At 64.1% G+C, this 26,183-nt stretch carries 29 protein-coding genes; 13 read left to right on the top strand and 16 right to left on the bottom strand.

The window, feature by feature from the left end; genetic code table 11:
* Positions 1-473: 473 nt before the first annotated feature.
* Positions 474-1,490, bottom strand: a complete 1,017-nt coding sequence (locus F4U94_RS03470) for a class 1 fructose-bisphosphatase (protein WP_120251889.1) — start codon at positions 1,488-1,490, stop codon at positions 474-476.
* Positions 1,491-1,722: 232 nt separating this feature from the next.
* Here F4U94_RS03470 and F4U94_RS03465 point away from each other — a divergent pair, with 232 nt between their 5' ends.
* Positions 1,723-2,508, top strand: coding sequence for a TerC family protein (locus F4U94_RS03465; protein ID WP_120251890.1), 786 nt, complete (start codon positions 1,723-1,725; stop codon positions 2,506-2,508).
* A gap of 626 nt (positions 2,509-3,134) precedes the next feature.
* On the top strand, positions 3,135-3,479 hold the full coding sequence (locus F4U94_RS03460) for a DUF2322 family protein (protein ID WP_120251892.1): 345 nt from the start codon (positions 3,135-3,137) through the stop codon (positions 3,477-3,479).
* 136 nt (positions 3,480-3,615) lie between these two features.
* On the opposite strand, the gene F4U94_RS03455 is transcribed toward F4U94_RS03460, so the two are convergent.
* From F4U94_RS03455 to F4U94_RS03445, 3 genes are all read right to left on the bottom strand, one after another.
* Complete coding sequence (locus tag F4U94_RS03455; RefSeq protein WP_120251893.1) at positions 3,616-4,986, bottom strand: class II 3-deoxy-7-phosphoheptulonate synthase; 1,371 nt, start codon at positions 4,984-4,986, stop codon at positions 3,616-3,618.
* Between the two features lie 129 nt (positions 4,987-5,115).
* Positions 5,116-5,463, bottom strand: coding sequence for a Rap1a/Tai family immunity protein (locus tag F4U94_RS03450; RefSeq protein ID WP_120251894.1), 348 nt, complete (start codon positions 5,461-5,463; stop codon positions 5,116-5,118).
* A 42-nt stretch (positions 5,464-5,505) separates the two neighbouring features.
* Entirely contained in the window at positions 5,506-6,741 is a 1,236-nt protein-coding gene (locus tag F4U94_RS03445) for a YceI family protein (protein ID WP_120252327.1), read from the bottom strand.
* Positions 6,742-6,998: 257 nt separating this feature from the next.
* On the opposite strand from F4U94_RS03445, the gene F4U94_RS03440 reads away from it, so the two are divergent.
* Positions 6,999-7,436, top strand: a complete 438-nt coding sequence (locus tag F4U94_RS03440; protein WP_120251895.1) for an acyl-CoA thioesterase — start codon at positions 6,999-7,001, stop codon at positions 7,434-7,436.
* Positions 7,437-7,457: 21 nt separating this feature from the next.
* Here the strand turns inward: F4U94_RS03440 and F4U94_RS03435 are convergent, their stop codons facing one another.
* Positions 7,458-7,847, bottom strand: coding sequence for a DUF983 domain-containing protein (locus F4U94_RS03435; protein WP_120251896.1), 390 nt, complete (start codon positions 7,845-7,847; stop codon positions 7,458-7,460).
* A 92-nt stretch (positions 7,848-7,939) separates the two neighbouring features.
* Between F4U94_RS03435 and pabB the strand changes: the two genes are divergently transcribed.
* The 5 genes from pabB (at position 7,940) to F4U94_RS03415 (ending at position 12,870) form a co-directional block, all read left to right on the top strand.
* Positions 7,940-9,121, top strand: coding sequence for an aminodeoxychorismate synthase component I (gene pabB, locus F4U94_RS03430; RefSeq protein ID WP_120251897.1), 1,182 nt, complete (start codon positions 7,940-7,942; stop codon positions 9,119-9,121).
* A gap of 47 nt (positions 9,122-9,168) precedes the next feature.
* Entirely contained in the window at positions 9,169-9,792 is a 624-nt protein-coding gene (locus tag F4U94_RS03425) for an aminotransferase class IV (protein ID WP_120251898.1), read from the top strand.
* A gap of 140 nt (positions 9,793-9,932) precedes the next feature.
* Positions 9,933-11,135: a pyridoxal phosphate-dependent aminotransferase gene (locus F4U94_RS03420; RefSeq protein WP_120251899.1), complete on the top strand. Its 1,203-nt coding sequence runs from the start codon at positions 9,933-9,935 to the stop codon at positions 11,133-11,135.
* A 301-nt stretch (positions 11,136-11,436) separates the two neighbouring features.
* Positions 11,437-11,601 (top strand): hypothetical protein, encoded by a 165-nt coding sequence (locus tag F4U94_RS24275; RefSeq protein WP_170271897.1) that lies wholly within the window; start codon positions 11,437-11,439, stop codon positions 11,599-11,601.
* A 153-nt stretch (positions 11,602-11,754) separates the two neighbouring features.
* Positions 11,755-12,870: a zinc-binding dehydrogenase gene (locus F4U94_RS03415; protein ID WP_150411839.1), complete on the top strand. Its 1,116-nt coding sequence runs from the start codon at positions 11,755-11,757 to the stop codon at positions 12,868-12,870.
* Positions 12,871-13,085: 215 nt separating this feature from the next.
* Here F4U94_RS03415 and infC read toward each other — a convergent pair whose 3' ends face one another.
* Positions 13,086-13,619: a translation initiation factor IF-3 gene (gene infC / locus F4U94_RS03410; protein WP_120251901.1), complete on the bottom strand. Its 534-nt coding sequence runs from the start codon at positions 13,617-13,619 to the stop codon at positions 13,086-13,088.
* A 130-nt stretch (positions 13,620-13,749) separates the two neighbouring features.
* A complete protein-coding gene (gene thrS, locus F4U94_RS03405) occupies positions 13,750-15,732 on the bottom strand; it encodes a threonine--tRNA ligase (protein WP_120251902.1) in 1,983 nt (660 codons plus the stop codon).
* A gap of 176 nt (positions 15,733-15,908) precedes the next feature.
* On the opposite strand from thrS, the gene F4U94_RS03400 reads away from it, so the two are divergent.
* Together F4U94_RS03400 and F4U94_RS24270 are read left to right on the top strand one after the other, a co-directional pair.
* Positions 15,909-16,343 (top strand): ExbD/TolR family protein, encoded by a 435-nt coding sequence (locus F4U94_RS03400; protein WP_120251903.1) that lies wholly within the window; start codon positions 15,909-15,911, stop codon positions 16,341-16,343.
* Between the two features lie 196 nt (positions 16,344-16,539).
* Positions 16,540-16,716: a hypothetical protein gene (locus F4U94_RS24270; protein WP_161600372.1), complete on the top strand. Its 177-nt coding sequence runs from the start codon at positions 16,540-16,542 to the stop codon at positions 16,714-16,716.
* 1 nt (position 16,717) lies between these two features.
* On the opposite strand, the gene F4U94_RS03395 is transcribed toward F4U94_RS24270, so the two are convergent.
* The 9 genes from F4U94_RS03395 to F4U94_RS03355 all read right to left on the bottom strand — a co-directional run bounded on the left by F4U94_RS03395 (position 16,718) and on the right by F4U94_RS03355 (position 23,014).
* Entirely contained in the window at positions 16,718-17,083 is a 366-nt protein-coding gene (locus tag F4U94_RS03395; RefSeq protein ID WP_120251904.1) for a DsrE family protein, read from the bottom strand.
* Positions 17,071-17,838, bottom strand: a complete 768-nt coding sequence (locus tag F4U94_RS03390; RefSeq protein ID WP_120251905.1) for a HesA/MoeB/ThiF family protein — start codon at positions 17,836-17,838, stop codon at positions 17,071-17,073. The genes F4U94_RS03395 and F4U94_RS03390 overlap by 13 nt, the downstream gene beginning before the upstream one ends.
* The gene (locus F4U94_RS03385; RefSeq protein WP_120251906.1) at positions 17,835-18,239 is read right to left on the bottom strand and encodes a hypothetical protein; all 405 of its coding nucleotides are present in this window, start codon (positions 18,237-18,239) and stop codon (positions 17,835-17,837) included. Before F4U94_RS03385 ends, F4U94_RS03390 begins: the two co-directional genes overlap by 4 nt.
* Before the next feature lie 4 nt (positions 18,240-18,243).
* The gene (dut, locus tag F4U94_RS03380; protein WP_120251907.1) at positions 18,244-18,699 is read right to left on the bottom strand and encodes a dUTP diphosphatase; all 456 of its coding nucleotides are present in this window, start codon (positions 18,697-18,699) and stop codon (positions 18,244-18,246) included.
* Positions 18,674-19,945, bottom strand: coding sequence for a bifunctional phosphopantothenoylcysteine decarboxylase/phosphopantothenate--cysteine ligase CoaBC (coaBC, locus tag F4U94_RS03375; protein WP_120251908.1), 1,272 nt, complete (start codon positions 19,943-19,945; stop codon positions 18,674-18,676). Before coaBC ends, dut begins: the two co-directional genes overlap by 26 nt.
* Positions 19,942-20,292 (bottom strand): HepT-like ribonuclease domain-containing protein, encoded by a 351-nt coding sequence (locus F4U94_RS03370; RefSeq protein WP_120251909.1) that lies wholly within the window; start codon positions 20,290-20,292, stop codon positions 19,942-19,944. The genes coaBC and F4U94_RS03370 overlap by 4 nt, the downstream gene beginning before the upstream one ends.
* On the bottom strand, positions 20,292-20,588 hold the full coding sequence (locus F4U94_RS03365) for a nucleotidyltransferase family protein (protein ID WP_120251910.1): 297 nt from the start codon (positions 20,586-20,588) through the stop codon (positions 20,292-20,294). Before F4U94_RS03365 ends, F4U94_RS03370 begins: the two co-directional genes overlap by 1 nt.
* 4 nt (positions 20,589-20,592) lie before the next feature.
* Positions 20,593-22,131, bottom strand: a complete 1,539-nt coding sequence (ubiB, locus tag F4U94_RS03360) for a 2-polyprenylphenol 6-hydroxylase (protein ID WP_120251911.1) — start codon at positions 22,129-22,131, stop codon at positions 20,593-20,595.
* Positions 22,132-22,282: 151 nt separating this feature from the next.
* Entirely contained in the window at positions 22,283-23,014 is a 732-nt protein-coding gene (locus F4U94_RS03355) for a class I SAM-dependent methyltransferase (protein WP_120251912.1), read from the bottom strand.
* 134 nt (positions 23,015-23,148) lie between these two features.
* On the opposite strand from F4U94_RS03355, the gene mutM reads away from it, so the two are divergent.
* From mutM to dnaA, 3 genes are all read left to right on the top strand, one after another.
* Positions 23,149-23,961, top strand: a complete 813-nt coding sequence (gene mutM / locus F4U94_RS03350) for a bifunctional DNA-formamidopyrimidine glycosylase/DNA-(apurinic or apyrimidinic site) lyase (RefSeq protein WP_120251913.1) — start codon at positions 23,149-23,151, stop codon at positions 23,959-23,961.
* 116 nt (positions 23,962-24,077) lie between these two features.
* Positions 24,078-24,341: a 30S ribosomal protein S20 gene (rpsT, locus tag F4U94_RS03345; RefSeq protein WP_120251914.1), complete on the top strand. Its 264-nt coding sequence runs from the start codon at positions 24,078-24,080 to the stop codon at positions 24,339-24,341.
* A gap of 441 nt (positions 24,342-24,782) precedes the next feature.
* The gene (gene dnaA / locus F4U94_RS03340; RefSeq protein WP_428842946.1) at positions 24,783-26,174 is read left to right on the top strand and encodes a chromosomal replication initiator protein DnaA; all 1,392 of its coding nucleotides are present in this window, start codon (positions 24,783-24,785) and stop codon (positions 26,172-26,174) included.
* Positions 26,175-26,183 lie beyond the last annotated feature (9 nt).

Below are 26,183 nucleotides of genomic sequence, written 5' to 3'. Positions count from 1 at the left end.
GCCGTGCATCGGTGCGGCTTAGCGGCCAAGCCCTGATATTTGCTTAGCGTCGCGACTCGGGAATGAATGCAGGCTGACACCCCGGACGGCAATGGATTGCGTTTCGTGCAACCATGGTTCCGCCCTTCGCATTTGCGCGGAATCGGTCGCCGAGGCAATAAGACTGTGCCTTTCAGGCATCCTCTCCTAAAAACTTTCGGGCCGGTCTTGCGATCGGCCTTTTTTTTGTCATCGCGCTGGGCTAGAGCGGCATCGCTGTTTGGCGCGCCATATAACAAGTTTCTGGAGAGGAGCCGCCGGTTAAGACCGGCACGGCGAGCCGAAGCAGGGGGGATCGAGCGATATGCTCTCCCCCCTTTTTTCTTTTCCGACGCTATGCCTGCATTCCTCGGCCAGCATGTGTCGCCTTTGCTTGAAACGAACGGAGGGGACGATGCCTCTCGCCACCTCCGTTTCAGATCAGGCGCTCCAGATCAGGCCGTGGCCATTTCCGCGCCATAGGCTACGACCGCCGCCACTTCCGCGCTGTCGCCCAGCACCACGCCGACCCGCTGGTGCAGGCCCTTGGCAGGCACGTCCATGATCGGGATGAAGCCGTCGGTCGCCGCGCCGCCGGCCTGTTCGATCAGGTAGCTCATCGGATTGGCTTCATACATCAGGCGCAGCTTGGCCTTGCCCGGCGTGCGGTGGTCGTAGGGATACATGAAGATGCCGCCGCGCTTCAGGATGCGATGCACGTCCGCCACCATGGAGGCGGTCCAGCGCATGTTGTAATCCTTGCCGCATGGGCCGGCGGTGCCGGATACGCGTTCCTCGACATAGCGGGCGATGGCCGGCGACCATTGGCGACGGTTCGACATGTTGATCGCAAATTCGCATTTGCCCTGCGGCATCTTCATGTCCGGATCGGTCAGCACCCAGCTGCCGACTTCGCGGTCCAGCGTGAATTCGAACACGCCCGTGCCGACGCTCAGCACCAGGATCGTCTGCGGGCCGTAGATGGCGTAGCCGGCGGCGACCTGCTGGCGGCCATCCTGCAGGAAATCCTCTTCGGTCACATCGCGGCCGGCGCAGCCGTCGGGCGCCTTCAACACCGAGAAGATGGTGCCCACGGACAGGTCGACATCGATATTGCTGGACCCGTCGATCGGATCGAACAGCATCAGATATTCGCCCTTGGGATAGCGGTTGGGGATGGGATAGATCGTCTCCATCTCTTCCGACGCCATCGCCGCCAGATGGCCGCCCCATTCATTGGCGTCGAGCAGCAGTTCGTTGGCGATCACGTCCAGCTTCTTCTGCACTTCGCCCTGCACATTTTCGCTGTCCAGGCTGCCCAGCACTTCGCCCAGTGCGCCCTTGCCCACCGAATGGCTGATCGTCTTGCACGCGCGGGCAACGGTTTCGATCAGCAGGCGCAACTCGCCGGGCAGGGCATTGGCCGTGCGTTGCTGCTCGATCAGGAAACGGGTCAGGGTGGTACGAGCCATGAAACGCCTTTCGTCAGATGGACGGAATGTCGCGGCCGTGAAGCCGGACGGAAAAGAATAATGCCAGTCTCGCTAGGGCAGCGGCGCGGCCTAGTCCAGCGGCAGGCAATGTCATCCGTGGCTTGTTAGCGCTGTCATGTGACAAACAATGTCTGTTGGAACAGGCGGGCCGCCCCATCGTTGCGATGCCGTGCCAAAAGGCCCAATATGGGCGTTGGCCAAGAGGAGCGTCATGGACAGTCTGATCACCGCCTTTACCGACCCCACAGCCCTGGCCGCGCTGATCGCGCTGGTGGTGATGGAGGTCGTGCTGGGCATCGACAATCTGGTGTTCATTTCCATCCTGACGAACAAATTGCCCGAGGCGCAGCGGCCCAGGGCGCGCAAGATCGGCATCGGCCTGGCGCTGATCATGCGGCTGATCCTGCTGTCGATGATCGCATGGATCGTCGGCCTGACGCAGCCGGTCTTCAACCTGGGTTTTTCCGGCCCGCTGGACCAGCATGGCGCGCCGACGTTCGAAACCGATTTTTCCTGGCGCGACCTGATCCTGATCGCGGGCGGCCTGTTCCTGATCTGGAAGGCGACCAAGGAAATCCATCATAGCGTCGACCCGGCGCCGGCGGACGGCGTGCTGGACAAGAAGGGCGTGGCGACCATGACCTTCGGCGCGGCGATCGCGCAGATCATCGTGCTGGACATGATCTTCTCGCTCGATTCCATCCTGACGGCGGTGGGCATGACGGACAATCTGGCGGTCATGTATATCGCCGTGATCGTGGCGGTGACGGTGATGCTGATCGCGGCCGATCCGCTGGCCAATTTCATCGCCCGCAACCCGACCGTGGTGATGCTGGCGCTGGGCTTCCTGCTGATGATCGGCGCGGTACTGATCGCCGACGGTTTCGGCGTGCATGTGCCCAAGGGCTATATCTACGCGGCCATGGCTTTCTCCACATTGGTCGAGGTGCTGAACATCTTCGCGCGCAAGGCCAAGCAGCGGGCCGGCGGGGCGTAGGTCGCGACGCGCCTGCGACGCGACAGGAGCGAAGTTCACACCGTTGTCGGCTTTTTTCGGTTCGAAGCGCTCGAGAGGCGATCGCGAAGCGTCCCTTGCGCGACAGCGGCGCGACAGGTGGATCACGGGTGGGCGCCATATGTGCCGCTGTGACGCGACGGTTGCGCGTCCCCTGCGCGACAGTCGGGGGACAGCCACGCGCCACGCACGCGGCGCTGATGCGACAGAGGCGCGCCGTGCGCGCGACGGCGATGGTGGGGGCGGACGCTGATAGGGGCGGTGATCCATTTATCAGGGTGGATCAGATAAAATCCTACATTGGAAGGGTGTTGGATTTGTGGGCGCTCCTGTTACCCTCTCCCGCCTTTGCGGGAGAGGCAACGGAGACTTGGCAGCTTGCTGCCTAGTCGATGTCGGTGAGGGTCTTTCTTCTTTCTGGACAAGCATTTTCTGCCAGCAAGAAGAAAGACCCTCACCCAACCCTCTCCCGTGAAAACGGGAGAGGGCTAAGATAAGCTGCCAGTCCCCTAATCACCCATCCCAGCCTCCGCCCAAGGGCAGCCGATTGCAGCGCGCGCCATAAGATGCGAGAGGCGCCGCGACCTATCAATGCGGGAACATGACATATGCTGGCAACCATCGAACCGGGCGCAATTTTCAAGGATAATCTGGCGCAATTGCCGTCGATCGACGGGCTGGCGCGGGTCGACCTGACCGACGCGGACGGCGTGGTCATCGCGAGCATCGAGAACCAGCCGGGCAAGCAGGGTTCGCTGGCGCTCTATCATTATCTGGGGCAGGCGTTCGGGACGCTGGACGCGGCGGCGGCAGATCATGGGCTGGCGCTGTTCGCCGAGCATGTGGCCGATGCCCGCAATCGTCCGGGCGCGCACCCCAATGTCGATCGGCTGATTGCGATCGCGCAGGGCGGCGCTGCGCTGAACATCGTGGTGGTGGCAGCGGAAGGCTGACGGAGCGTAGCAACCCTAAGCGTTCCCCGGCCTGCGCCGGGGAACGGTTCTTGTCGGCGGCTTCATAGCGTCAAAACTCATGAAGAACGCGGGATAAAAAAGGGGCGGGATCATGCGATCCCGCCCCTTTTTTGCGTCACGCCGCGGCGCGGCGTTCCTTCAGTTCTTCGTTGAGCATTTCGGCCAGCAGGAAAGCCAGCTCCAGGCTCTGCGCCGCGTTGAGGCGCGGGTCGCAATGGGTGTGGTAGCGATCGGCCAGACCTTCGTCGGTGATGGCGATGGCGCCACCGGTGCATTCGGTCACATTCTGCCCGGTCATTTCGGCATGGATGCCGCCGGCGATGCTGCCCTCGGCCCGATGCACGGCGAAGAAGCCGCGCACTTCGGTCAGGATGCGCTCGAACGGACGCGTCTTGTAGCCATTGGCCGCCTTGATGACGTTGCCGTGCATCGGGTCGCACGACCAGATGACCGGATGCCCTTCGCGCAACACCGCGCGCACCAGCTTGGGCAGGCCCGCCTCAATCTTGTCATGCCCATAGCGGGTGATGAGCGTGATGCGCCCGGCTTCTCGTTTCGCGTTCAAAACATCGAGCAGGCGCAGCAGCGCGTCCGGCTCCAGGCTGGGACCGCATTTCAGGCCGATCGGGTTGCCGATGCCGCGCAGATATTCGACATGGGCCGACCCTTCGAACCGGGTGCGGTCGCCGATCCACAGCATGTGCGCCGACGTGTCGTACCAGTCGCCGGTCAGCGAATCCTGACGGGTCAGCGCCTGTTCGAACGGCAGCAGCAACGCTTCATGGCTGGTGTAGAAGCTGGTGCCGCCAAGCTGGGGCACCGTGTCCGCCGACAGGCCGCAGGCGCGCATGAAGTCGAGCGCCTGGCCGATCTGGTCGGCCATCGCCTCGAACTTCGTGGCCCAGGGCGAGCGGCCCATGAAATCGAGCATCCAGCCATGGACGCGATCCAGCGACGCATAGCCGCCGGTCGAGAAAGCGCGCACCAGGTTCAGCGTCGCCGCCGACTGGTTGTACGCCTGCACCATGCGCTGCGGGTTCGGCTCGCGGGCTTCGGGCGTGAAGGCGATGTCGTTGACATTGTCGCCGCGATAGCTGGGCAGTTCCACGCCACCGATCGTCTCGGTATCGGCCGAGCGGGGCTTGGCGAACTGGCCCGCCATGCGGCCGACCTTCACCACCGGCAGCTTCGACGCGAAGGTCAGGACCACCGCCATCTGCAGCAGCACGCGGAACGTGTCGCGGATATTGTTCGGATGGAATTCGGCAAAGCTTTCCGCGCAATCGCCGCCCTGCAACAGGAAGGCGTCACCGGTCACGACCTTTGCCAGGTCCGTCTTCAGATTCCGTGCCTCGCCCGCAAAGACGAGGGGCGGAAACTGGCCAAGCTGGGCCTCTACCGAGGCAAGCGCCTCTGCGTCCCTGTAAAAGGGCATCTGGATGCCCTTATGCTCCCGCCAGCTTTCCGGCGTCCACTTCGCCGCCACGTCGAGTCTCCTTCGCACAAGATAAAATAGGCGCCGCCCCTACGCTTTAGCGGGAGGCAAGGCAAGAATGTACCAGTTAGGCCATGGATGCGCGCAATGAATTGTCGCGATCAGGCTAATCGGCTCACTCTATTTCGTGCAGGGCCAGCGCTCGTTCAAGGCCACGCTGACGAGGACAGAGGCCGGCGCCTTGCGCTGGTCGGGCCAGCGTTCGAGATAGGCGATGACGGTCTTGCGGGCGTCGTCCGCGCTCATCCGGTCGGGCCAGCAGACCGGGCGCGCGCGGCCGATGAACATGTCCTTGCGGATGCCATCCACCACACCGACGATATAGGCGGTGCAGGCCAGCGCATATTCGGGCGCCTTGTTGCGGCATTTGCCGAGCAGGGTGGTGCCGGTTTCGAACATGAACGCCTGTGCCGCGATCGGAGCGGGGGATGCGGCCGCGAGGACGACGGGGAGGAGCAAGAGGCGCATGCGCCAAGACTATATCACACCCCACTCGGCGCGAACGATGTTTTAGTCCTTCCGCTTCGCCGTGAAGGCGAATGTCACCGCCACCTGTGGGGCGAGGCCGTTGCTGCTGTCTCCATTGCCCACGCCAAAGGGCGCGCGGGCGATGGTGGCGCTGCCCGTTATCTTGCGGGTGGCGTCCTTGCCCGACAGGGTGAAGCGGATGCTCTGCGGCTTCGACACGCCCTTGAGCGTCAGCGTGCCGCGGGCGCGGTAGCTGTCGGGGCCGGTGGCTTCCGCGCCCTTGGCGACGAAGGTTGCGGTGGGATGGGCGGCCGCGCCGAAAAATTCGTCGCCCGGCAGCATGCCGTCCTTATAGGCGTCGCCCACGCTGGCCGAGGCCATGTCGATCGTCACCTTGATATCCGCGCTGTCGGGATGGTCGGGGTCCATGACGATGGCGGCGGTCCATTTGGCGAAGCTGCCGCTGATCGTGTCGCCATCATTGCCGACCGAAAAGCCGATGCGGCCGCCGGGCTGCACGGTCCAGGCGGGCGGCGGGCCGGCGGGTTCTTCGGCTGCGGCTTCGCTGGCGTTGGCGGCGGCATTGTCGGCAGGCGCGGCGACGTTGGCCACCTCCGCCGCATTGCTCTCTTCTTCCACCGCATTGTCCGCTTCCGCTGCGACGGGCGCGGTGGTGGCGGCTTGCGGCGCGGGCAGGATCGCGCGGCCGGCAAGGAAGCCGACGGCGATCAGGGCGGGCAGGCCGACCAGCAGGATCGGCGATCGGCCCGGTATCATGCGCCAGATCAGGCCATCGCCCATCATCACATGATGACGCAGCGCGCCCGCGACATGCAGCAGGAACAGCGCGATGCCGAGCCAGGCGAGCAGGCCATGGCCGTTTTCGGCCCGCGCATGGCTCGCTGCAGGCAGCGGCAGATGGGGCAGGGGAATGATGCCGAAAAGCAGCGTCGGCACCTTGACCTTCGCGGTCGATACCAAGGCCCAGCCGGTCAGCGGCGCGCCGAGCATGAAGGCGTAAAGGCCGACATGCACGGCCGAGGCGAGTGCGCCCTGCCAGCCGCCCTCCAGCTTCGCCGGGCGCGGCTTCCAGTAACGCACGGCGATCCGCGCCAGCGTCAGCCCCAGGATCAGCATCCCGACCGACTTGTGCCATTGATAGAGGAAGAAGCCATGCGACCCCAGATCCTCCAGCGCCCAGCCGACGGCGATCTGGAAAGCGAGCAGGGCGGCGATGGCCCAATGCAGGAAGATGGCGGCGCGGCTGTAGCGTTGCATGGTCGTTTCCCTTGGCGCGTCGCCACGGCCGATCCGATGGACCGATACGCGCGATGCCTGATCCGTTATCATATCGATCGCGAAACTAGGCGGGCGCGCGGGCCGAGTCCATTGGGCGTGCCGGAAACGCTTCGTTGCCGCATATCCGCCCTATGTGTCCAAAAGGCCGCACCAGCGTCACTTTTTGCGGGTATGATTGCATCACCCGCCATCCGGGTTAAGAGGCTAGAAACGATCATAATAAGGAATTGCAGGACATGGCCAAACCCGAATCCTGGCGTCTGAACCCGCAAGCCTATCGCTTCGTGACCAGCATCGACACGCGGTTCCAGGATCTCGACACCATGGGCCACATCAACAATGTGGCGATTTCCGGCATTTTCGAAACCGCACGCATCCGTTTCCATCATCATATGGGCCGCCATCCGCAGGAACAGGGCGTGCGCTGGCTGGTGGCGAACGTGAACCTGAACTTCGTCGAGGAATCGCATTTCCCCTATCCGTTCGAAGTGCATTGCGCGATCGGCCATATCGGCCGCACCAGCTGGACGATCAGCTCGGCCGGGTTCCAGAAGGGCGTATGCGTCGCCACCTGCGACACCACGGTCGTCACCCATGGCGCCGAAGGCCGCCGGTCGATCGACGACACGCTGCGGGAAGCGATGGAACTGAACTTCCTGCGCCAGCCGGACTGATAAGGACCGGTCAGGCGTTTCTTAGCGGAAACCGGCCATGCGCCGGCTCCACTGCACGGCGATGACCGCGCCCTTGACCGGCTGGATCATCGCCAGGGCCAGGATGATCGCCAGGCCGGGCCAGATCAGCGCCTGCCAGCCCAGCGGTATGGCCAGCGCGCTGTTCACCTCTATCATCAACGGCACCAAGATATGACCCAGGAGAAGGATCACGATATAGGCGGGGAAATCGTCCGCCTGATGCCCGTCCAGCGCGAGGCCGCAATGCGGGCAGGCCGATGCGGGTTTCAGGAAGCGCGCGAACATCCGTCCTTCGCCGCAGGCCGGGCAACGACCGCGCAGGCCGTGGGCGATGGCGGGGCCGACCGGGCGTTCGCCGGAACTGTCTTCGCGGGGCGTCGGATCGGTCATGGCCCGTCCGCTACGGGCTTTGATGACGCGGCGCAACGTCCCATCGCCGCCATAGCGCCTTCCGCTGATCGTAAAGTCTGTTAGGAAGCGCCATGCGCCTGCCCGGTCCTCATGAAGAATTTTGCCTGTTCGACGATGCCCGTCCGCGCGGCGCGGCGGCGCGGCTCTATCGCGATCCGGTGGAGGTCATCGCCGCGCAGACCATGGCCGATGTTCAGCCTGCGCTGGACCGACTGGCCGAGGCGCGCGAACAGGGCCTGCATGTCGCGGGCTATATGGCCTATGAAGCGGGGCTTGCGCTGGAGGATCGGCTGGCGCCGATCGCCCATGCCCGATCCCATACCGGGCAGGACGGCGCCGCCGGCCCTCTGCTCTGGTTCGGCCTGTTCGAAGGGGTCAGGCTGATCCCGTCGGCCGACCTGCCCGGCCTGCTGCCCGATCCGTCGGGCGCTACGGTCGGTCCGTTGCGGCCGCTGGTCGATGAGGCCGCCTATGCCGCCGCCTTTGGCCGGGTGCAGGATTATATCCACGCCGGCGACATCTATCAGGTGAACCTGACCTTCCCCTGCGACGTCGCGCTGTCGGGCGATCCGATGGCCCTTTATGCCGCGATCCGGCCGCGCGCGGCGGCGGGCTATGGCGGCGTCATCCGCACCGGCGGGCAGTCCATCCTGTCCTTTTCGCCCGAACTCTTCTTCACGCAGGTGCGCGGCCAGCTGACCGCCCGGCCGATGAAGGGCACGGCGACCCGCGCCGCCGATCCGGTCGAGGACGAAGCGCAGATGCGCTGGCTGGAAAGCGACGCCAAGCAGCGCGCCGAAAATCTGATGATCGTCGACCTGCTGCGCAACGACCTGTCGCGCGTGTCGCAGGCCGGCAGCGTGACCGTGCCCGACCTGTTCAAGGTCGAAACCTATCCGACCGTGCATCAGCTGGTGTCGACCGTGCGCGCGCGCATCCTGCCCGGCCTGTCGCCGGTCGATGTGCTGCGCATCCTCTTCCCCTGCGGCTCCATCACCGGCGCGCCCAAGGTGCGGGCGATGGAGATTATCGACGCGGTCGAGCCGCACCCGCGCGGCGTCTATACCGGCACGATGGGCTGGATCGATCCGGAGGGCGACGCGGCGTTCAATGTTGCCATTCGCACCCTTTGCGTCAAAGAAGGCGCGGGGGTGGGGCGCCTTGGCCTTGGCTCGGGTGTCGTCGCGGATTCCGACTGTGCTTCGGAATGGGCGGAGTGTCTGGCCAAGGGGCGGTTCCTTTCACTCCTATGATCTTTGGGGCGCTTGACTTTTGGCGCTGTGGGGCTTGAGAAGTTTCAATGGCATTGGCTGACGGACGGTTCGACCTGTTGGAAACCATGGCTTTCGATCCACTCGAAGGCATCAGGTTGCTGGACCTGCATCTTGAGCGGATCAAGGCGAGTGCCGACGCGCTCGGCTTTCAGTTCGATCGCCATGATGTGCGCAACGAATTGCAGGCCGCGACCTTCCGCCTTCGCGAACGCAGCCGGGTGCGGTTGATGGCGTCGCGCGGCGGATCGCTGGCGATCGAGGTGCGCGCTCATCGGACCTGGCCCGACGCGATCATGCGGGTCGCCGCCGTGCCGCGCCATGCGCCGGCCGACGACCAGCGCCTGCTGCACAAGACCAGCGACCGCAGCCTCTACAAGGATGCGCTGAAACGGGGCGGCACTTATGAGGTCGTGCTGATCGACGCGGCCGGCTATCTGACCGAAGGCTGCTTTTCCTCCATCTTCGTGGAGCGTGGCGACAAGCTGGTGACGCCGCCGCTGTCGCGCGGCTTGCTGCCGGGTATATTGCGCCGCAGCCTGATCGAGATGGGTGAAGCGGTGGAGGGCGACCTGCGCGTCCATGATCTGGAGCGCGGTTTCTTCATCGGCAACGCCTCGCGCGGCATGGTCGCGGCGACATTGCAGCACTGATTGGGGCGCGATAGCCACACTATCCTGCCGTAAAGCCAATAAGCGGCCAGTGGCCGGTTGCCGGATCGTCCGTTGCGCACTAAGGCGCTCCGCGTCCGCCTTATTGCGGGCCTCGGGGATTCTTTCGAAAGATTATTACCATGAGCCAGACTTCCGCTGCCCTCGGTCGCATCCAGCCGTCCGCCACGCTCGCCATGAGCGCCCGCGTGAACGCGCTCAAAGCCGAAGGTGTGGACGTTATTGGCCTGTCCGCCGGTGAGCCCGATTTCGACACGCCCGATTTCGTGAAAGAAGCGGGTATCGAGGCCATTCGCAAGAACCTGACCCGCTATACCGACGTGGACGGCACTGCCGACGTCAAGGAAGCGGTTGCCTTCAAATTCAAGCGCGACAATGGCCTGATCTACAAGCGCAGCCAGATCAGCGTCAATTCGGGCGGCAAGCATACCCTGTTCAACGCGCTGGTCGCGACGGTCGATGCGGGCGATGAAGTCATCATCCCGGCGCCTTACTGGGTCAGCTATCCCGACATCGTGAATTTCGCGGGCGGCAAGCCGGTCTTCATCGAAGGCCCGGCAAGCCAGGGTTACAAGATCACCGCCGCCCAGTTGGAAGCCGCGATCACACCGCGCACCAAGTGGGTGATGCTGAACTCGCCGTCCAACCCCTCGGGCGCCGCCTATTCGGCCGATGAGCTGAAAGCGCTGGCCGATGTGCTGCTGCGTCACCCGCATGTGCTGGTGATGACCGACGATATGTATGAGCATGTCTGGTACGCATCGACCCCTTTCGCCACCATCGCGCAGGTATGCCCGGAGCTGTATGACCGCACGCTGACGGTCAATGGCTGTTCCAAGGCCTTCTCCATGACCGGCTGGCGCATTGGCTTCGCGGGCGGCCCCGAATGGATCATCAAGGCGATGAGCAAGCTGCAATCGCAGTCGACCAGCAACCCCTGCTCGATCAGCCAGGCCGCCGCCGTCGCCGCGCTGACCGGCCCGCAGGATTTTCTGGAAGAGCGCAACAGCGTGTTCAAGAAGCGCCGCGACATGGTCGTCGCCATGCTGAACGACGCGCCGGGCCTCGACTGCCCGACGCCCGAAGGCGCCTTCTACGTCTATCCCGACGCCAGCGGCGTGATCGGCAAGACCACACCCAAGGGCGTGCTGATCGACAGTGACGAAACGCTGATCGGCTACTTCCTGGACGAAGCCAAGGTCGCGGCCGTGCATGGCGCCGCCTTCGGCCTGTCGCCGGCCTTCCGCATCAGCTATGCGACCTCGGACGATGTGCTGAAAAAGGCCTGCACGCGAATTCAGGAAGCATGCGCCGCGTTGAAATAAGCGGCGCCACTTCGCATCTGCGACACGGGAAGGACCGGCGTGAAAGCGCCGGTTTTTTTCCGATATGTCATAAAATGGAAACGGTCTTTTTCGCGCCGCACCGTCTTGCGATTGGCGCGGCATGGCTTATATGCCCGTTGCATAGAGAAACTGATTAAAAGGCTGCATCCGTTCGTCGTTCTATCGCTGGCATTGGTCGAAACCCGCTCAAGGGCAGGTGGCCGTTCAGTCAGGGGCAAGACGCATGGAGCTAGTCAGCAGGTCTAGAAGGCCTGAAAGATATATGAGAAAGGCGTCTGCCATGTTGGCATTCCTGAAGTCCGACCTGTTCCTGCGCTTCCTGGGCGGTTTCGCCATCGGTGCGGTCGGCATGTTCATGCTCCAGCCGGAGGATTCTCCGGTGCTCGGGTCTACCGCGATCGCGGCGACCTCGACCAACGCTGCCGGCAACGGCCAGGCGCTCTGATCGCGCGGCGCTGACTATTCCGGCGGCGATGATCGTTGCCGTCCTTTTGCCTGACATCATGATATGCGCCGCGGCCCGATCGAAACCGGTCGGGCCTGCTTGCACTCGCGCGCCGAGTGCCTACCTGCCTTCCATCATCACGGGAGCAGCAGCATGACCGACACGCACGGCCTCAAGATAATATCCACCCTGACGGATGACGGGCGACTGGTCGTCGAACTGGCGGAGGAAAGCCTGCCGCCGCCGCAGGGGCACGAAATCCTGATCCGGGTGGAGGCGGCGCCGATCAATCCGTCAGACCTGGGCCTGCTGTTCGGGCCGGCCGATGTGGCCGATGCCGATTATGGCGAGGGCCGTATCGTGGCGCAGATGCCCGACGGCGCACGCCGGGCGATGGCGGCGCGGGTCGGGCAGGCGATGCCGGTCGGCAACGAAGGCGCTGGCACGGTGATCGCTGCGGGCGATTCGGCGAAGGCGCAGGCGTTGCTGGGCAAGCGCGTGGCCTGCGTGCCGGGCGGCATGTTCGCCCAATATCGTATCGTCGACGCCCGAACGGTCATGCCCCTGCCGGATGAGGCCACCGCCGAGCAGGGGGCGTCGGCTTTCGTCAATCCGCTGACCGCGCTGGGCTTTGTCGAAACCATGCGCCGCGATGGGCATGGCGCGATCGTCCACACTGCCGCCGCCTCCAATCTGGGCCAGATGCTGGTCCGGATCGCGCGGGAAGATGGCGTGCCGCTGGTCAACATCGTGCGCAGTCCGGCGCAGGTCGCGATCCTGAAGGGCGTGGGCGCCGACCATGTGGTCGACAGCAGCAGCGAGACGTTCGGCGAGGATCTGCGCGTGGCGTTGCGGGCTACTGGCGCGACGCTGGCCTTCGATGCGATCGGCGGCGGGACGCTGGTGGGGCAGATATTGCACGCGATGGAGCAGGTGGCGTCGGAGGGGCAGGTCTATAGCCGCTATGGCTCCAACAGCGCGAAGAGCGCCTATATTTATGGCGCGCTCGACACCGGGCCGACCATCCTCAATCGCAATTTCGGTTTCAGCTGGAATGTGGGCGGCTGGCTGCTCTTTCCCTTCCTGCAAAGCGCGCCGTCCGAAGTGGGCGAGCGGATGCGGGCGCGGGTGCGCGACAGCCTGACCACGACCTTCGCCAGTTCATATAAGGCGCGGATTTCGCTGAAGGACGCGCTGACCCGCGAGGCCGTGCTGACCTATAATGCGCGGCGTACGGGCGAGAAATATCTGCTGGTGCCCAACGGATAGGGGGGCGGGGGGCGGCGCTCTACGTTCGTCATTCCGGACCTGATCCGGGATCCCGCTTCTTCTGCCGCCATGTGTGTTTGATCCTAAGAATAGCGGGATCCCGGCTCAAGGCCAGGATGATGTTATGGGTGATCAACATCCATTGCCCCAAAACCAAAAAGGGCGGGGTCTGCATCCAGACCCCGCCCTTTTTGCGGTTCGTATGATCGAACGGCTTATTTCGGTGCCAGCACCATGAGCATCTGGCGGCCTTCCATGCGCGGATAGGCTTCGACCTTCGCGATTTCGCCGACATTTTCGGCCACGCGCTGCAACAGGGCCATGCCGAGTTGCTGGTGGCTGAGTTCGCGGCCGCGGAAGCGCAGGGTGATCTTCACCTTGTCGCCGTCGCCGATGAAATCATGGACCTTCTTCATCTTCGTATCATAGTCATGATCGTCGATGTTCGGACGCATCTTGATCTCTTTGAGTTCCTGCGTCTTCTGGGTCTTGCGGGCGATATTCGCCTTTTTCTGGGCTTCGTACTTGAACTTGCCGATGTCCAGAAACTTGCAGACTGGCGGATCGGCGTTCGGGGAGACTTCGACCAGGTCGAGGCCCACATCGGCCGCCTGCTCGATCGCTTCCTGCGTAAACATCACGCCCAGATTTTCGCCTTCGTCGTCGATCACGCGCACCTTGGGCACGGTGATGAACTCGTTATACCGGGGGCCGGACTTCGGCGGCGGCGCCAGCGGGCGGCGCATCATTGGGGGACGTATAGCAGTATCTCCTACGGTCGTTTCAAAAACGGATGGCTCTTAGCGGCTTTTTGGCAAAGCCGAAAGGGGTCCGTGCCCTCGCGCAAGCGAAATCACGAACCCTTGTGGCATTGCTGCCTCACTGCATATCGGGTGCGCGCGCCTCGATTGCAAGACGCGAAATGACATCGTCGAGCGAAAGGATGCTCTGCCCGTCCTTGCCCAACTCGCGCAGCGCGACCGTGCCTTCGTCCGCTTCGCGCCGTCCCACGACCAGCAGATTGGGCACCTTGGCCAGGCTATGTTCGCGCACCTTGTAATTGATCTTCTCGTTCCGGACGTCGATTTCGGCACGAATGCCCGCCGCGCGCAGCTTTTCCACCGCCGCCTTGGCATAGTCGTCGGCGTCCGACACGATGGTCGCGACGACGGCCTGCACCGGGGCGAGCCAGAGCGGGAATTTGCCCGCATAATGTTCGATCAGGATGCCGATGAAGCGTTCATAGCTGCCGAAGATCGCCCGATGCAGCATGACCGGACGATGCCGTTCGCCATCCTCCGCAATGTAGCTGGCGTCGAGTCGTTCGGGCAGCACGCGGTCCGACTGGATGGTGCCGACCTGCCAGGTGCGGCCGATCGCGTCGGTCAGATGCCATTCCAGCTTGGGCGCGTAGAAGGCGCCTTCGCCCGGCAATTCTTCCCAGCCATATTCGGGCGTGTTGAGGCCGGCGGCGGCCACCGCGTTGCGCAGCTCTTCCTCGGCAATGTCCCACACTTCTTCGCTGCCGAAACGCTTTTCGGGGCGCAGGGCCAGCTTGATCGAATAGGTGAAGCCGAAATCCTTGTAGATCCGGTCGGCCAGCGCGCAGAAGGCGCGGACTTCCTCGACGATCTGGTCTTCGCGGCAGAAGATGTGCGCATCGTCCTGCGTGAACTGGCGCACGCGCATCAGGCCGTGCAGCGCGCCATGCGGCTCGTTACGGTGGCAGCAGCCATTTTCGTAGAAGCGCAGCGGCAGGTCGCGATAGCTTTTGATGCCCTGGCGGAAGACCATGACATGCGCCGGGCAGTTCATGGGCTTCAGCGCCATCCACTCGGCGTCATTCGACACCAGTGGGCCTTCATCCTCTACATTGGGAACTTCGTCGGGGATGACGAACATATTTTCGCGATATTTGCCCCAATGGCCGGACTGCTCCCACTGGCGCGCGTCCATCACCTGCGGGGTCTTCACCTCGCGATAGCCGGCATCGTCGATGGCGCGGCGCATATAGGCTTCCAGCTGACGCCAGATCAAATAGCCCTTGGGGTGCCAGAAGACCGACCCATGCGCTTCCTGCTGAAGGTGGAACAGGTCCATCTCCGCGCCCAGCTTGCGATGGTCGCGCCGGGTCGCTTCTTCCAGGCGCGTGAGATGTTCGGCCAGCTGCTTCTTGTTGAGCCAGCCGGTGCCGTAGATGCGGGACAGCATCGCATTCTTCTGGTCGCCGCGCCAATAAGCGCCCGACACCCGCGTCAGCTTGAACGCGGCCGGGTCCAGCCGGCCGGTGGAGGCCAGATGCGGCCCACGGCACATGTCGTACCAGCCGTCGCCCGAATGGTAGACGGTCAGTTCCTCGCCCTGCGGCAGTTCGGCAGCCCATTGCGCCTTGAACGTCTCGCCGGCCGCTTCCCATTGCGCGATCAGCGTGTCGCGGGCGATGACTTCGCGGCGCAACGGCTTGTTGGCGGCGATGATCTTGCGCATCTCCGCTTCGATCGCGGGCAGGTCTTCCTCGGTAAAGGGGCGGTCCTTGGGCGCAAAGTCATAATAGAAACCATCGTCGGTCGACGGGCCGAAGGTGATCTGCGTGCCGGGGAACAGGCTCTGCACCGCTTCGGCCAGAACATGGGCGAAATCGTGCCGCGCCAGTTCCAGCGCGTCGGCCTCATCCTTGCTCGTCACCAGGGCCAGCTGCGAATCCTGTTCCAGCGGGCGACCGATGTCGCGCAGTTCGCCATCGACGCGCGCGGCGATCGCGGCCTTGGCCAGACCCGGCCCGATCGCCGCTGCAATATCCGCCGGAGTAGTGCCGGGCGCGACTTCGCGCACGGAACCATCGGGCAGGGTGATCTTGAGCATGGCGGACACGGGGGGTCTTTCTATTGAAAATGTCAGGTCGCGCGGCATCCAGAAAGCCGCGCCTTCCCCTTAAATGGGCGGTCGGTCCTGTCAATAGAACCCCTCTTGCCAAGATGCGGCAGGCGATGCATGATTTATGTGCTGATATATCATATTTTCAGCATGAGGAGGGACGTATGGCTTTGAGCTTTGCAACACCCCAATCGGGCGATCAGGGGACGCCCATTTCCGATCTGAACACCACGCCGTTGATCGACGTGATGCTGGTGTTGCTGATCATGTTCATCATCACCATCCCGATCCAGACCCACAGTATCGGCGTCGACCTGCCGGGGCAGGCGACCGCGCAGACGATCCCCATGGACCCGGTGAAGAACAAGGTGACGATCGATGCGGCGGGCCTGATCCGCTGGAACGGGACGGCGATCGATCGCCTGACGCTGCGCCAATATCTGGCCGCGTCGCTGCGCATGCCGGTGGAGCCGGAATTGCGGTTCCAGCCGGAGGCCGATGCCCGTTACCTGACCGTGGATGCAGTGCTGGCCGACATCAAACGGTCCGGCGTCACCCATCTCGGCTTCGTCGGCAACGAACGCTATCGGGATTTCTAGCGTTCCCGATGTAATGCGCCTGATTCATGTGAACTGTTCCCCGGCGTAGGCAGGGGGCCAGTTCAGAGCGTGGAACTGAACCCCTGCCTACGCTTGAGCGGACCAAGTTAGAGCGACGATGGTATGACAGCCTCTGTGCCTTGTGCCCTGCCTGCGTCCCCTGTACACAGGCGCGCATGGAAAGGGGGCAGGGCGCATGAAATCCATTCGATATGGTCTGATCGCCTTCTTCTGCCTCGGCGCCATCTGGGGCGTGGCGCATATGGCGACCTTGCCGGCATCGGACGGCGCAGGCATTCCCGGTTTCGATGTCGCACCCGCCGCGCAGCATCAGGCGCAGGGCAATTGGCGCTATTTGCCGGTTCTTCGATAAGTCAGGCCATCAACAGCCGGGCGCCGTCGTCCACTTGTTGCAGGAAGCCGATCGGTCCGCCGATATCGACGCCCTCGGGCAGGTCCGTCGCGCTCATGCCGCTCAATGCCAGCCCGCTCTGACAAGCGGATAACGCAACGCCCAGCGCCAGCGATTCGGCCAGCAGCGCGGCCAGATCCGGCAGGCCCGCCGCCCGATGATCGGCATCGCGCAGGCCGGCGATCGGCGCCCTGAGCAGCGCGACCGCATCGAGTTGCAGGAAAATCGCGGCCTCCCCGCCCATCGCCGCCTGCGCCGCCGCCAGCATCAATGCGCCGCGCAGCCGCTCCGCATCGGTAGTGGCGACGACGATGTTCAGGGCGCGCATAGGGCGGCCGCACAACCGGGGCAGGCGGGATCCTTGGGCACATCCAGCGTGCGGAAGCGCATGGACAGCAGATCGGCGATCAGCAGCCGTCCCGCCATGTCCGTGCCGAACGGCACCAGCGCGCGGATCGTCTCCAGCGCGGCCAGGCTGCCCATCGCGCCGGTCAGCGCGCCGATCACGCCGGTTTCCGCGCAATTGCGTTCGGATGCATCCTCCGGCGCGCCGACCAGGCAGCGATAGCAGGGCTTGTCCGCTTCCCAGCCGCGATAGGTGGCGATCTGCCCTTCGAACGGCCCGACCGCCGCGGATACCAGCGGAATGCGCAGCCGTTGGGTCGCATCCGCCACCGCCAGCCGCGTGTCGAAATTGTCGCAGCCGTCCAGCACCACATCGGCCTCCCGCAGGATCAGGTCGGCATTGGCCGCGTCGATCCGTGCGTTGATGGGGATCAGCTTCACGTCCGGATTGAGCCGCGCCACCGCCGCCATCGCCGCTTCGGCTTTAGGCGCGCCGACATCGGCCGTGCCGAACATGATCTGCCGCTGAAGGTTGGACAGGGCGACCGCATCATGGTCGATCACCCGGATGGTGCCGACGCCGGCGGCCGCCAGATAGAGGATCGCCGGGCTGCCGATGCCGCCCGCGCCGATCACCGCCACATCGGCGGACAACAGCCGGGCCTGACCCGCGCCGCCTATTTCCTTCAGGATGATATGCCGGGCATAGCGATCCAGCTGCTCATCGCTTAGCGTCACGGCGCATCGGACCAGAGGAAGCGGACCTGCGAGCGCATCCAATAGGCTTGCGTCGCGCCGCTCTTGGGAAAGCTGTTGCGCAACGAACTCAGGATGCGGCTGCTCACGAACTTTTCCACTTCGGGGCAGCGCGCGTTGACGGGGGCGATCTTCAACGGCTTGCCGTCGCCCGACAACAGGAACAGCATGTCGATTTCCAGCAGATGCGACCCCTGATGGTCGACCGCGCCGCTACATTCGCCACGGCGATAGAGGCGGGCGACATCTTCCGACCATTCCGGGGATTTGCGTCGACCCAGCCAGCCGTCGATGACCGGCACGCTGCCCAGATACTGCGGCATCGGCGGCGCGGCGCCCGCTACCGGGGTTGCGGCCAGCATCAGCGAAAGCAGCATCGTCATCGCATCACACTCCTGTCGATCCGAACCCGCCCTCTCCGCGAACGGTATCGTCCAGACTATCGACTTCCGCAAAGCTGGCAAGCTGCACCGGCGCCACCACCAGCTGGGCGATCCGGTCGCCGCGCGCGATGGGGAAGGGCGCGTCGCCCAGGTTGATGAGGATGATCTTCAATTCGCCGCGATAATCGGCATCGATCGTGCCGGGCGTATTGGGCAGGCTGATCCCATGTTTCAGCGCCAGTCCCGACCGGGGGCGCACCTGTACCTCATAGCCTTCGGGAATGGCCATCGCAAAGCCGGTCGGCACCGCATGACGGCCACCGGGCGCCAGCACCAGCGCCTCCGCCGACACGACATCCATCCCCGCCGCATGGGCGGTGGCATAGGCGGGCACCGGCAGCCCATCGCCATGGGGCAGGCGCTTCAGCTGGATTTCAATCGGGGTAAGAGGCGAGGGCATGGGCAACCTTTTCGATGAGTTTGTCGGCCACCTCGCTTTTGGGGAGGCTGGGCCAGGATTCGATGCCGGCGGCGCTGACGATCTGCACGGCGTTGGAATCGCCGCCCATCACGCTCATGCCGGGAGGGCCGGACACATCGTTGGCGACGATCCAGTCCGCGCCTTTTTTCGCCAGCTTGGCCTGTGCATGCTCGGCAATCTTCTGCGTCTCGGCGGCAAAGCCGACCAGCAGGGCCGGGCGCTGCGCATGATGGCCCAGCGTCGCCAGAATGTCCGGATTCTCGACCAGAGCGAGCGGAGCGGGCTGGCCGGAGCCATCCTTTTTCAGCTTCTGGTCGGCCGCATCGGCGGTGCGCCAGTCGGCCACGGCCGCAACCATGATCGCGGCGTCGGCGGGCAAAGCGGCTTCGACGGCGGCCAGCATCTGTCGCGCGGTTTCCACATCGACCCGATCGACGCCTGCGGGCGTGGGCAGATGGACCGGGCCTGCGACCAGCGTGACGCGCGCGCCCGCCTTCGCAGCGGCGGCGGCGATGGCGAAGCCCTGTTTGCCCGACGATCGATTGGCGATGTAGCGCACCGGATCGATCGGCTCGTGCGTCGGGCCGGCGGTGATGAGGATATGCTTCCCCGATAAACGGCCGTTCGGTTCGAGCCTGTCGAGAACCGGTTGTGCAGAGCGCTTCTCGACTTCGCTCGAAGCGAACGGTGTTTCGAGCAGCCGCGCAATCTCCGCCGCAATGGCTTCGGGTTCGGGCAACCGCCCTTTTCCAAATTCGCCGCAGGCCATGGCGCCGTCGTCCGGCTCCATCACATGCACGCCATCGGTGCGCAGCTGGGTCAGGTTCCGCTGGGTCGCGACATGATGCCACATGCGCACATTCATCGCCGGCACGGCCAGCACCGGCTTGTCGGTGGCGAGCAGCAAGGTGGTCGCCAGATCGTCGGCGATGCCGTTCGCCATCTTGGCCAATATGTTCGCGGTCGCGGGCGCCACGACGACCAGATCGGCCTGCCGCGACAGCTGGATATGCCCGATTTCCTGCTCGTCCTTCAGGTCGAACAACTGCGTGAAGACATGATCCTCGGTCAGCACGCCCAGGGTCAGCGGTGTCACAAATTGCTGCGCGCTTTGCGTCAGCACCGCTCGCACCGCAACGCCGCGCTTGCGCAGCAGCCGCACCAGTTCGAGCGACTTATAGGCGGCAATACCGCCGGAGACGATGAGGAGAACGCGCTGGGTCATTCGCCGATCCGATCCAGTTCCGCACGGCATAGAATAGCCAAATCAGTCAGGTCTGACGTGGCGGTGATCCATATCCGTTCCGGCGCGACTCTCTGATATTGATGGGAGATGATGTTGCGGAGCCTATACATATCGTTCCACCGCATGTGCGGGAAACGGGCCTTGAACCCCAGCGTCAGTTTGTTCGCCTCTTCGCCGATCATGGCAAGCCGATAAGCCAGAAGATCGATATCGTCATGGTCGCGAACAAATTCAGCCAAATCTGTCTTTACCAAACGCGCATGAATCCGGTCGATCAGCAGCAGGATCACCTCCAGCCTGGTCGCGTCTCTTTGATCGTCATCCATCAAAAAACGCGCACCGTGTCTGCGGCTGCGTGTCGCGCAACGCGCGGATACAGAGCCTGCCGTTCGACAAGGTCAACTTCTGCTCGCAATATGTGAGACAGCCGCTCCTGCAAACCTATAAATTCCAGGAGGCCGATCTTTGGTGTCGCGGCAATATCGCACATCAGATCGACATCGGAATCCGGACGCGCATCGTTGCGCGCCGTGGATCCGAACAGATAAAGCGCCGCCAGCCCCGCCGCGCGCAGTTCCGCTTCATGCGGCTTGATCCGGGCAATGGCTTCTTCGCGCGTCATGGCCTCAAGATAAGGTAAGCAACGCCATAGCGCCAGCCCCGGCCGCCGCCGCGATGACCGCCACCAGCGCATAGCGCCAGCCGCCACCCACGCGGATCAGCTTCACCTCGCTCAGGGGCGGGGGAGGCGGGGCGCCGCCCTTTTCCGGGAAAGCGTCCTCGATCCGGCGGACCAGCCCCGGCAACCGTTGCAGCGTGCGCCAATTTTCGATCAGCGTGTCGGCGGCCTTTGCCTCCGGCCCCAGCTCGTCGCGCAGCCAGTTCTTCACATAGGGGCCGCTGGTTTCCCACAGGTTGATGTCGGGGTCGAGCGCGGTCGCCACGCCCTCCACCATCACCATCGTCTTCTGAAGAAGGAGAAGATGTGGCTGGGTCTGCATGTCGAAATCGCGGGTGATGGCGAAGAGGCCGTCCAGCATCCCGCCGACCGACAATTCGCGCACCGGCTTGCCGCGCATCGGCTCGCCCACCGCCCGCAAAGCCGTCGCGAATTCGTCGACATTATGATGGCCGGGCACATATTGCGCCTCGAAGTGAATCTCCGCCACGCGTTTGTAGTTGCCGGTGATCAGGCCGTAGAGAATTTCCGCCAGCCACATGCGCGCGCGCCGGTCGATCCGGCCCATGATGCCGAAATCGATCGCGACGATGTCACCATTGGGCGTCACGAACAGGTTCCCCTGATGCATGTCGGCGTGGAAGAACCCCTCCGCGATCGCCTGCCGCAGGAAGGCGTTGACGAGGCGTGCGGCCAGATCCTTTATGTCGTGGCCCGCCGCGATCAGGGCGTCGCGATCGGAAATCTTGATCCCGTCGATCCACTCCATCGTCATGACCTTGCCGGTCGTGCGATCCCAATCGATGGCGGGGATGCTGTATCCCGGCATCGCCTCCATCGCCTCGGCCAGTTCGGAGGCGGACGCGGCTTCGCGGCGCAGGTCCAGCTCGCGCGCGGTCCAGCGCTTCATGTTCGCGATGACGAGGCGCGGGCGCAGGCGCGCCAGTTCGCCGCCCAGCATTTCGACATGGGCGGCGGCCCATTCATAGGTCTGGATGTCGCGGTTGAATTTCTCGATCACGCCGGGGCGGATCACCTTGACCGCGACGTCGCGCCCGTCGGTGGTCAGCGCGCGATGCACCTGCGCGATCGAGGCGGCACCGACGGGCACTTCGTCGAACCGGCTATACATGGCCTCCAGCGGGCGGCCGAAGCTGGTTTCGATCTGCGCCCGGATCGTGTCGAACGGCACGGGGGGCAGGGCATCCTGCAAGCGCAGCAGATCGTTCGCCGCATGATCGCCGACCAGATCGGGCCGGGTCGCCAGCGTCTGGCCCAGCTTGATCGCAGCCGGACCGATCGACTGGAAGGCGTCGGCATAGCGGGGCTGCTTGGGCACGCGCGCGCCGAAACGGGCGATGCGGACGAGGCGGCGGACCGGGCCGGGCGTGAGCGGATCGCGCTCGATTCCCGTCAGCGCGCCATGCCGCGCCAGCGTGCGGCCCCATTTTACGAGGCGCCAGAGATGCGTGATATGAGCGGTCATGCCAATTCTTCCCCCCTCCCTTTCAGGGAGGGGCTGGGGGTGGGTAGCGAGCGAAGCGAGCCTTGTTCCATCTCCATAGGGCATAGGCGCCGCTGCGCGGCGCACCCACCCCAACCCCTCCCTGACAGGGAGGGGCTTTTGGAAACAGGCGTCAAATCTTCCAGCCCGAATGGATCGCGACCAGCCCGCCCAAGATCGGCTCGACCTTCGTGTTCACGAAACCGGCCTCGCGGATCATGCTTTCGAATTTGGGCATGGGCGGGAAACGGCGGATCGATTCGATCAGATAGCGATAGCTGTCGGCATCATTGGCGAACAGCTTGCCCAGATGCGGCACCAGCTTGTGCGAATAGACGTCATAGACGTCCGAAAAGCCCGGCCAGGTGGTGGTCGAAAATTCCAAGCAGAAGAAACGCCCGCCGAACTTCAGCACCCGGTTCGCTTCCCGCAGCGCCTGGTCGATATGGGTCACGTTGCGGATGCCGAAGGCGATCGTATAGGCGTCGAACGCGCGGTCGCCAAAGGTCAGCGTCTCGGCATTCTGTTCCGACCAGATCAGCCCCTCATAGCCCTTCTTCTGCGCCCGCTCGACCCCCACGGCCAGCATTTCGGGGTTGATGTCGGACACCGTCACCTGCGCGCCATGCTTGTGCATGCGAAACGCGATGTCGCCGGTGCCGCCCGCCATGTCGAGAATCTGCTCGCCGGCGCGGGGCTTTACCCGACGCACGAACTGATCCTTCCACAGCCGATGCGCGCCGCCGGACATGGCGTCGTTCATCAGGTCATATTTGGCTGCGACATTGGAGAAGACTTCGCGGACCATGCCCGCTTTCTGTGCGGCATCGACGTCGCGATAGCCAAAGGATGCTGTTTCGCTCATGCGCCTCGCTCTAGCCGCAGTTCCGGCGCCATGCCAGCGCGAACGCGCGCATATGACGCTTTGGCGACGGCCCCCGTCGCAGCCCCCGCCGCAGCCCCTGTCGCAGGACGGCTTTAGTCCCTACATGATGGCCTATGCCTGAGCTTCCCGAAGTCGAAACAACCGTCGCCGGCCTGCGCTCCGTGCTGGAGGGCAGCGTCCTGACCCGTGTGGAGCCGCGCCGCGCCGACCTGCGCTGGCCGATTCCCGTCGACCTGCGCCAGCGGATGACCGGCGCCACGGTGACGGGCCTGTCGCGCCGCGCCAAATATGGCCTCATTGAAACCGATCGCGGCGACATGATGATCTTTCACCTCGGCATGTCGGGGCGCTGGCGAATCGATCCGGCGGAGATCGGCGCGCATGACCATCTGCTGTTGGAAACAGGAAAAGGCCATGTCCTCGCGCTCAACGACCCGCGCCGATTCGGATCGCTCGATCTGGTGCGGTCGGACGCGTGGCAAAGCTATACGCCCTTCACTCGCATGGGGCCCGAGCCGCTGGGACCGGATTTCGATACCGCCTATCTGGCCGGCGCGCTCAGCGGCAAGGGGACGTCGATCAAGGCGGCGCTGCTCGATCAGCGGATCGTGGCGGGCCTGGGCAATATCTATGTGTGCGAAGCGCTCAACATGGCCGGCATCGCGCCGACTCGGGCGGCGGGCAAGATCGGCCGGGCGCGACTCGCGCTGCTGGTGGAGGCGATTCGCGATGTCCTGTCGGCCGCCATCGTCGCGGGCGGTTCCACCCTGCGCGATTATGCGCGGCCGGACGGAGAGCTAGGCTATTTCTCCAAACAATGGCGCGTCTATGGGCGGGAAGGCGAATCCTGCCTGTGCGGCGGCACCGTCCTGCGCCGGGTCGATGGCGGCCGATCGACCTTCTTCTGCCCAAAATGTCAGAAATAGGCTGGCCCGAATCCGTTGACGCCTGCTCCGATACTCTGTAAGGGGCGCACCTTCACGAGGCATGTCGGCAGTTCGGCGGGCCTCTTCCCGAGATTTGATGAGAACCGAGGAATAGAATGGCCAATACGCCGCAAGCCAAGAAGCGCATCCGTCGCAACGAGCGTCGCGCCGCAATCAATGGCGCCCGCATCAGCCGGATCCGCACCCTGGTGAAGAAGGTGGAAGCCGCCATCACCGCTGGTGACAAGGATGTTGCTGCAACCGCTCTTCAGGCCGTTCAGCCTGAGCTGGCCCGTGGCGTTGCCCGCGGCGTGCTGCACAAGAACACCGCATCGCGCAAGTTCGGCCGCCTAACCAAGGCTGTCAGCGCGATCGCCTAAAAGCCTCTGGCTTTACGGACGCATTAAAGGCCCGCCCCGGCTATCGGGGCGGGCCTTTCGTCGTTTCTTCACAATAACGTCACTTTAACGATCGACCAATTTCCCGCGATTCGACGCGCTGCGGCATAAATTGCAGCTAATAAAGTGTTGAAAAACTGTCATAATTTGATTGTCGGCGGATTCCCGCGGCTTTGCCGAGTCAACGGCTTTATTTCACTTTTTTGAACCAGGCTGCCCTTGATCCCATGAAGCAGGCCCGTCTATTTTTGAAATCCGGCCGCCGTCGAATCACCTTGAGGCGGCCATCTTGAAAGATTGATTGTCGTGGAGAATCCGGAAACGGGGGCGTTTCCGGGTCAGGCTTCGTGCGTCTTTTTTCCTGCCCGATAACGGGGGGCATAGTTGGTAGGGTCGTCTAAGGTTATGAAGGATAGTGTGCGCGTGGTTGGTTGGCAGGACGGACAGGTGGACAAGGCCGACGCAGGTCTGGAATCCGCCTGGACCGCGATCCGCGCCGGCCTGCGCCGAGATGTCGGCGCCCGCATGTTCGACCAGTGGTTGAAGCCCGTGCGCCTGGGCGATTATTGCGCCGAATCGCAGACGCTCGACCTGCTGGTCGCCAGCGACTTCAGCGCCAATTTCGTGTCCGGCCAGTTTGGCGACCGCCTGCGCATGGCCTGGCGCAGTGCCAGCGTCGGCGTGCGCGAAGTGCGCCTGCGCCGGGCGACCGACGTGCCCGGCCCGCGCCTGCTCGAAGTCGTGCATGTCGAAGCGGCGGCCCCTTCGCTCGTCGAAGCGCCGGTCGCGATCGCGTCCAACTTCCTGCCGCGCCATGGTTTCGACGCATTCGTGACCGGCGACACCAATCGCCTGGCCTTTTCGGCGGCGCAGGCGATGGCGGGCGAAGCCACGCCGCGTTTCAGCCCGCTGTTCATCCATGGCGGCACCGGTCAGGGCAAGACGCACCTGCTGCACTCGATCGCTCGCGCCTTCTCCGCGCACAGCCCGTCGCAGGCGGTGCTCTACATGTCGGCCGAACGCTTCATGGTCGAATTCGTGAACGCCATGCGCGCCAATGAGACCATGGCGTTCAAGGGCCGGCTGCGCGCCGCGCGCCTGCTGCTGATCGACGACATCCAGTTCATCGCGGGCAAGGGATCGACGCAGGAGGAGTTTCTCCACACGATCAACGACCTGATCGATACCGGCGCGCGCATCGTCGTGACCGCCGACCGGGCGCCGCAGCTGCTCGAATCGATCGACCCGCGCATCCTGTCGCGTCTGGCCGGTGGCCTGGTCGCCGACATTCAGCCGGCCGGCCTCGACCTGCGCCTCGCCATCCTGGAGGCCAAGCGCGCCGTGGCGGGCGATCCGCCGGTGCCCGACGCCGTCATCGACTTTCTGGCCCGTTCGATCCGGTCGAACGTGCGCGAACTGGAAGGCGCGTTCAACAAGCTGGTCGCCTATGGCCAGCTGACCGGCCGCTCGATCGACCTCGACTTCGCGCAGCAGATGCTGGCCGATGCCGTGCGCGCCAATGCCCGTCGCATCACCGTGGATGAAATCCAGAAGGCCTGCGCCGCCCATTTCAAGATCGACCCGTCGGAAATGCGCTCCAAGCGCCGCGCCCGCGCGGTCGCCCGCCCGCGTCAGGTGGCGATGTACCTCGCCAAGAAGATGACGCCGCGCTCGCTGCCCGAAATCGGCCGCATCTTCGGTGGCCGCGATCATAGCACGGTGATCCATGCCGTGCGCACGATCGAGGCGCTGCGGGAGAGCAACCCGGATATGGACGCCGACGTCCGCGCGTTGCAGCGCCTGCTGGAAGGCTGAACGCAGCCC

Source organism: Sphingobium limneticum (assembly GCF_008710155.1).
Taxonomy (GTDB): domain Bacteria; phylum Pseudomonadota; class Alphaproteobacteria; order Sphingomonadales; family Sphingomonadaceae; genus Sphingobium; species Sphingobium limneticum.
The sequence above is the reverse complement of the archived record's forward strand: the minus strand, read 5'-3'. Positions and strand labels throughout refer to the sequence as shown.

Bases quoted from the DNA above. Each gene is read 5' to 3' on its own strand.
- F4U94_RS03470 (WP_120251889.1), bottom strand. From the start codon at position 1,490: ATGGCTCGTACCACCCTGACCCGTTTCCTGATCGAGCAGCAACGCACG.
- F4U94_RS03465 (WP_120251890.1), top strand. From the start codon at position 1,723: ATGGACAGTCTGATCACCGCCTTTACCGACCCCACAGCCCTGGCCGCG.
- F4U94_RS03460 (WP_120251892.1), top strand. From the start codon at position 3,135: ATGCTGGCAACCATCGAACCGGGCGCAATTTTCAAGGATAATCTGGCG.
- F4U94_RS03450 (WP_120251894.1), bottom strand. From the start codon at position 5,463: ATGCGCCTCTTGCTCCTCCCCGTCGTCCTCGCGGCCGCATCCCCCGCT.
- F4U94_RS03445 (WP_120252327.1), bottom strand. From the start codon at position 6,741: ATGCAACGCTACAGCCGCGCCGCCATCTTCCTGCATTGGGCCATCGCC.
- F4U94_RS03440 (WP_120251895.1), top strand. From the start codon at position 6,999: ATGGCCAAACCCGAATCCTGGCGTCTGAACCCGCAAGCCTATCGCTTC.
- F4U94_RS03435 (WP_120251896.1), bottom strand. From the start codon at position 7,847: ATGACCGATCCGACGCCCCGCGAAGACAGTTCCGGCGAACGCCCGGTC.
- pabB (WP_120251897.1), top strand. From the start codon at position 7,940: ATGCGCCTGCCCGGTCCTCATGAAGAATTTTGCCTGTTCGACGATGCC.
- F4U94_RS03425 (WP_120251898.1), top strand. From the start codon at position 9,169: ATGGCATTGGCTGACGGACGGTTCGACCTGTTGGAAACCATGGCTTTC.
- F4U94_RS03420 (WP_120251899.1), top strand. From the start codon at position 9,933: ATGAGCCAGACTTCCGCTGCCCTCGGTCGCATCCAGCCGTCCGCCACG.
- F4U94_RS24275 (WP_170271897.1), top strand. From the start codon at position 11,437: ATGTTGGCATTCCTGAAGTCCGACCTGTTCCTGCGCTTCCTGGGCGGT.
- F4U94_RS03415 (WP_150411839.1), top strand. From the start codon at position 11,755: ATGACCGACACGCACGGCCTCAAGATAATATCCACCCTGACGGATGAC.
- infC (WP_120251901.1), bottom strand. From the start codon at position 13,619: ATGATGCGCCGCCCGCTGGCGCCGCCGCCGAAGTCCGGCCCCCGGTAT.
- thrS (WP_120251902.1), bottom strand. From the start codon at position 15,732: ATGCTCAAGATCACCCTGCCCGATGGTTCCGTGCGCGAAGTCGCGCCC.
- F4U94_RS03400 (WP_120251903.1), top strand. From the start codon at position 15,909: ATGGCTTTGAGCTTTGCAACACCCCAATCGGGCGATCAGGGGACGCCC.
- F4U94_RS24270 (WP_161600372.1), top strand. From the start codon at position 16,540: ATGAAATCCATTCGATATGGTCTGATCGCCTTCTTCTGCCTCGGCGCC.
- F4U94_RS03395 (WP_120251904.1), bottom strand. From the start codon at position 17,083: ATGCGCGCCCTGAACATCGTCGTCGCCACTACCGATGCGGAGCGGCTG.
- F4U94_RS03385 (WP_120251906.1), bottom strand. From the start codon at position 18,239: ATGACGATGCTGCTTTCGCTGATGCTGGCCGCAACCCCGGTAGCGGGC.
- dut (WP_120251907.1), bottom strand. From the start codon at position 18,699: ATGCCCTCGCCTCTTACCCCGATTGAAATCCAGCTGAAGCGCCTGCCC.
- coaBC (WP_120251908.1), bottom strand. From the start codon at position 19,945: ATGACCCAGCGCGTTCTCCTCATCGTCTCCGGCGGTATTGCCGCCTAT.
- F4U94_RS03370 (WP_120251909.1), bottom strand. From the start codon at position 20,292: ATGGATGACGATCAAAGAGACGCGACCAGGCTGGAGGTGATCCTGCTG.
- F4U94_RS03365 (WP_120251910.1), bottom strand. From the start codon at position 20,588: ATGACGCGCGAAGAAGCCATTGCCCGGATCAAGCCGCATGAAGCGGAA.
- ubiB (WP_120251911.1), bottom strand. From the start codon at position 22,131: ATGACCGCTCATATCACGCATCTCTGGCGCCTCGTAAAATGGGGCCGC.
- F4U94_RS03355 (WP_120251912.1), bottom strand. From the start codon at position 23,014: ATGAGCGAAACAGCATCCTTTGGCTATCGCGACGTCGATGCCGCACAG.
- mutM (WP_120251913.1), top strand. From the start codon at position 23,149: ATGCCTGAGCTTCCCGAAGTCGAAACAACCGTCGCCGGCCTGCGCTCC.
- rpsT (WP_120251914.1), top strand. From the start codon at position 24,078: ATGGCCAATACGCCGCAAGCCAAGAAGCGCATCCGTCGCAACGAGCGT.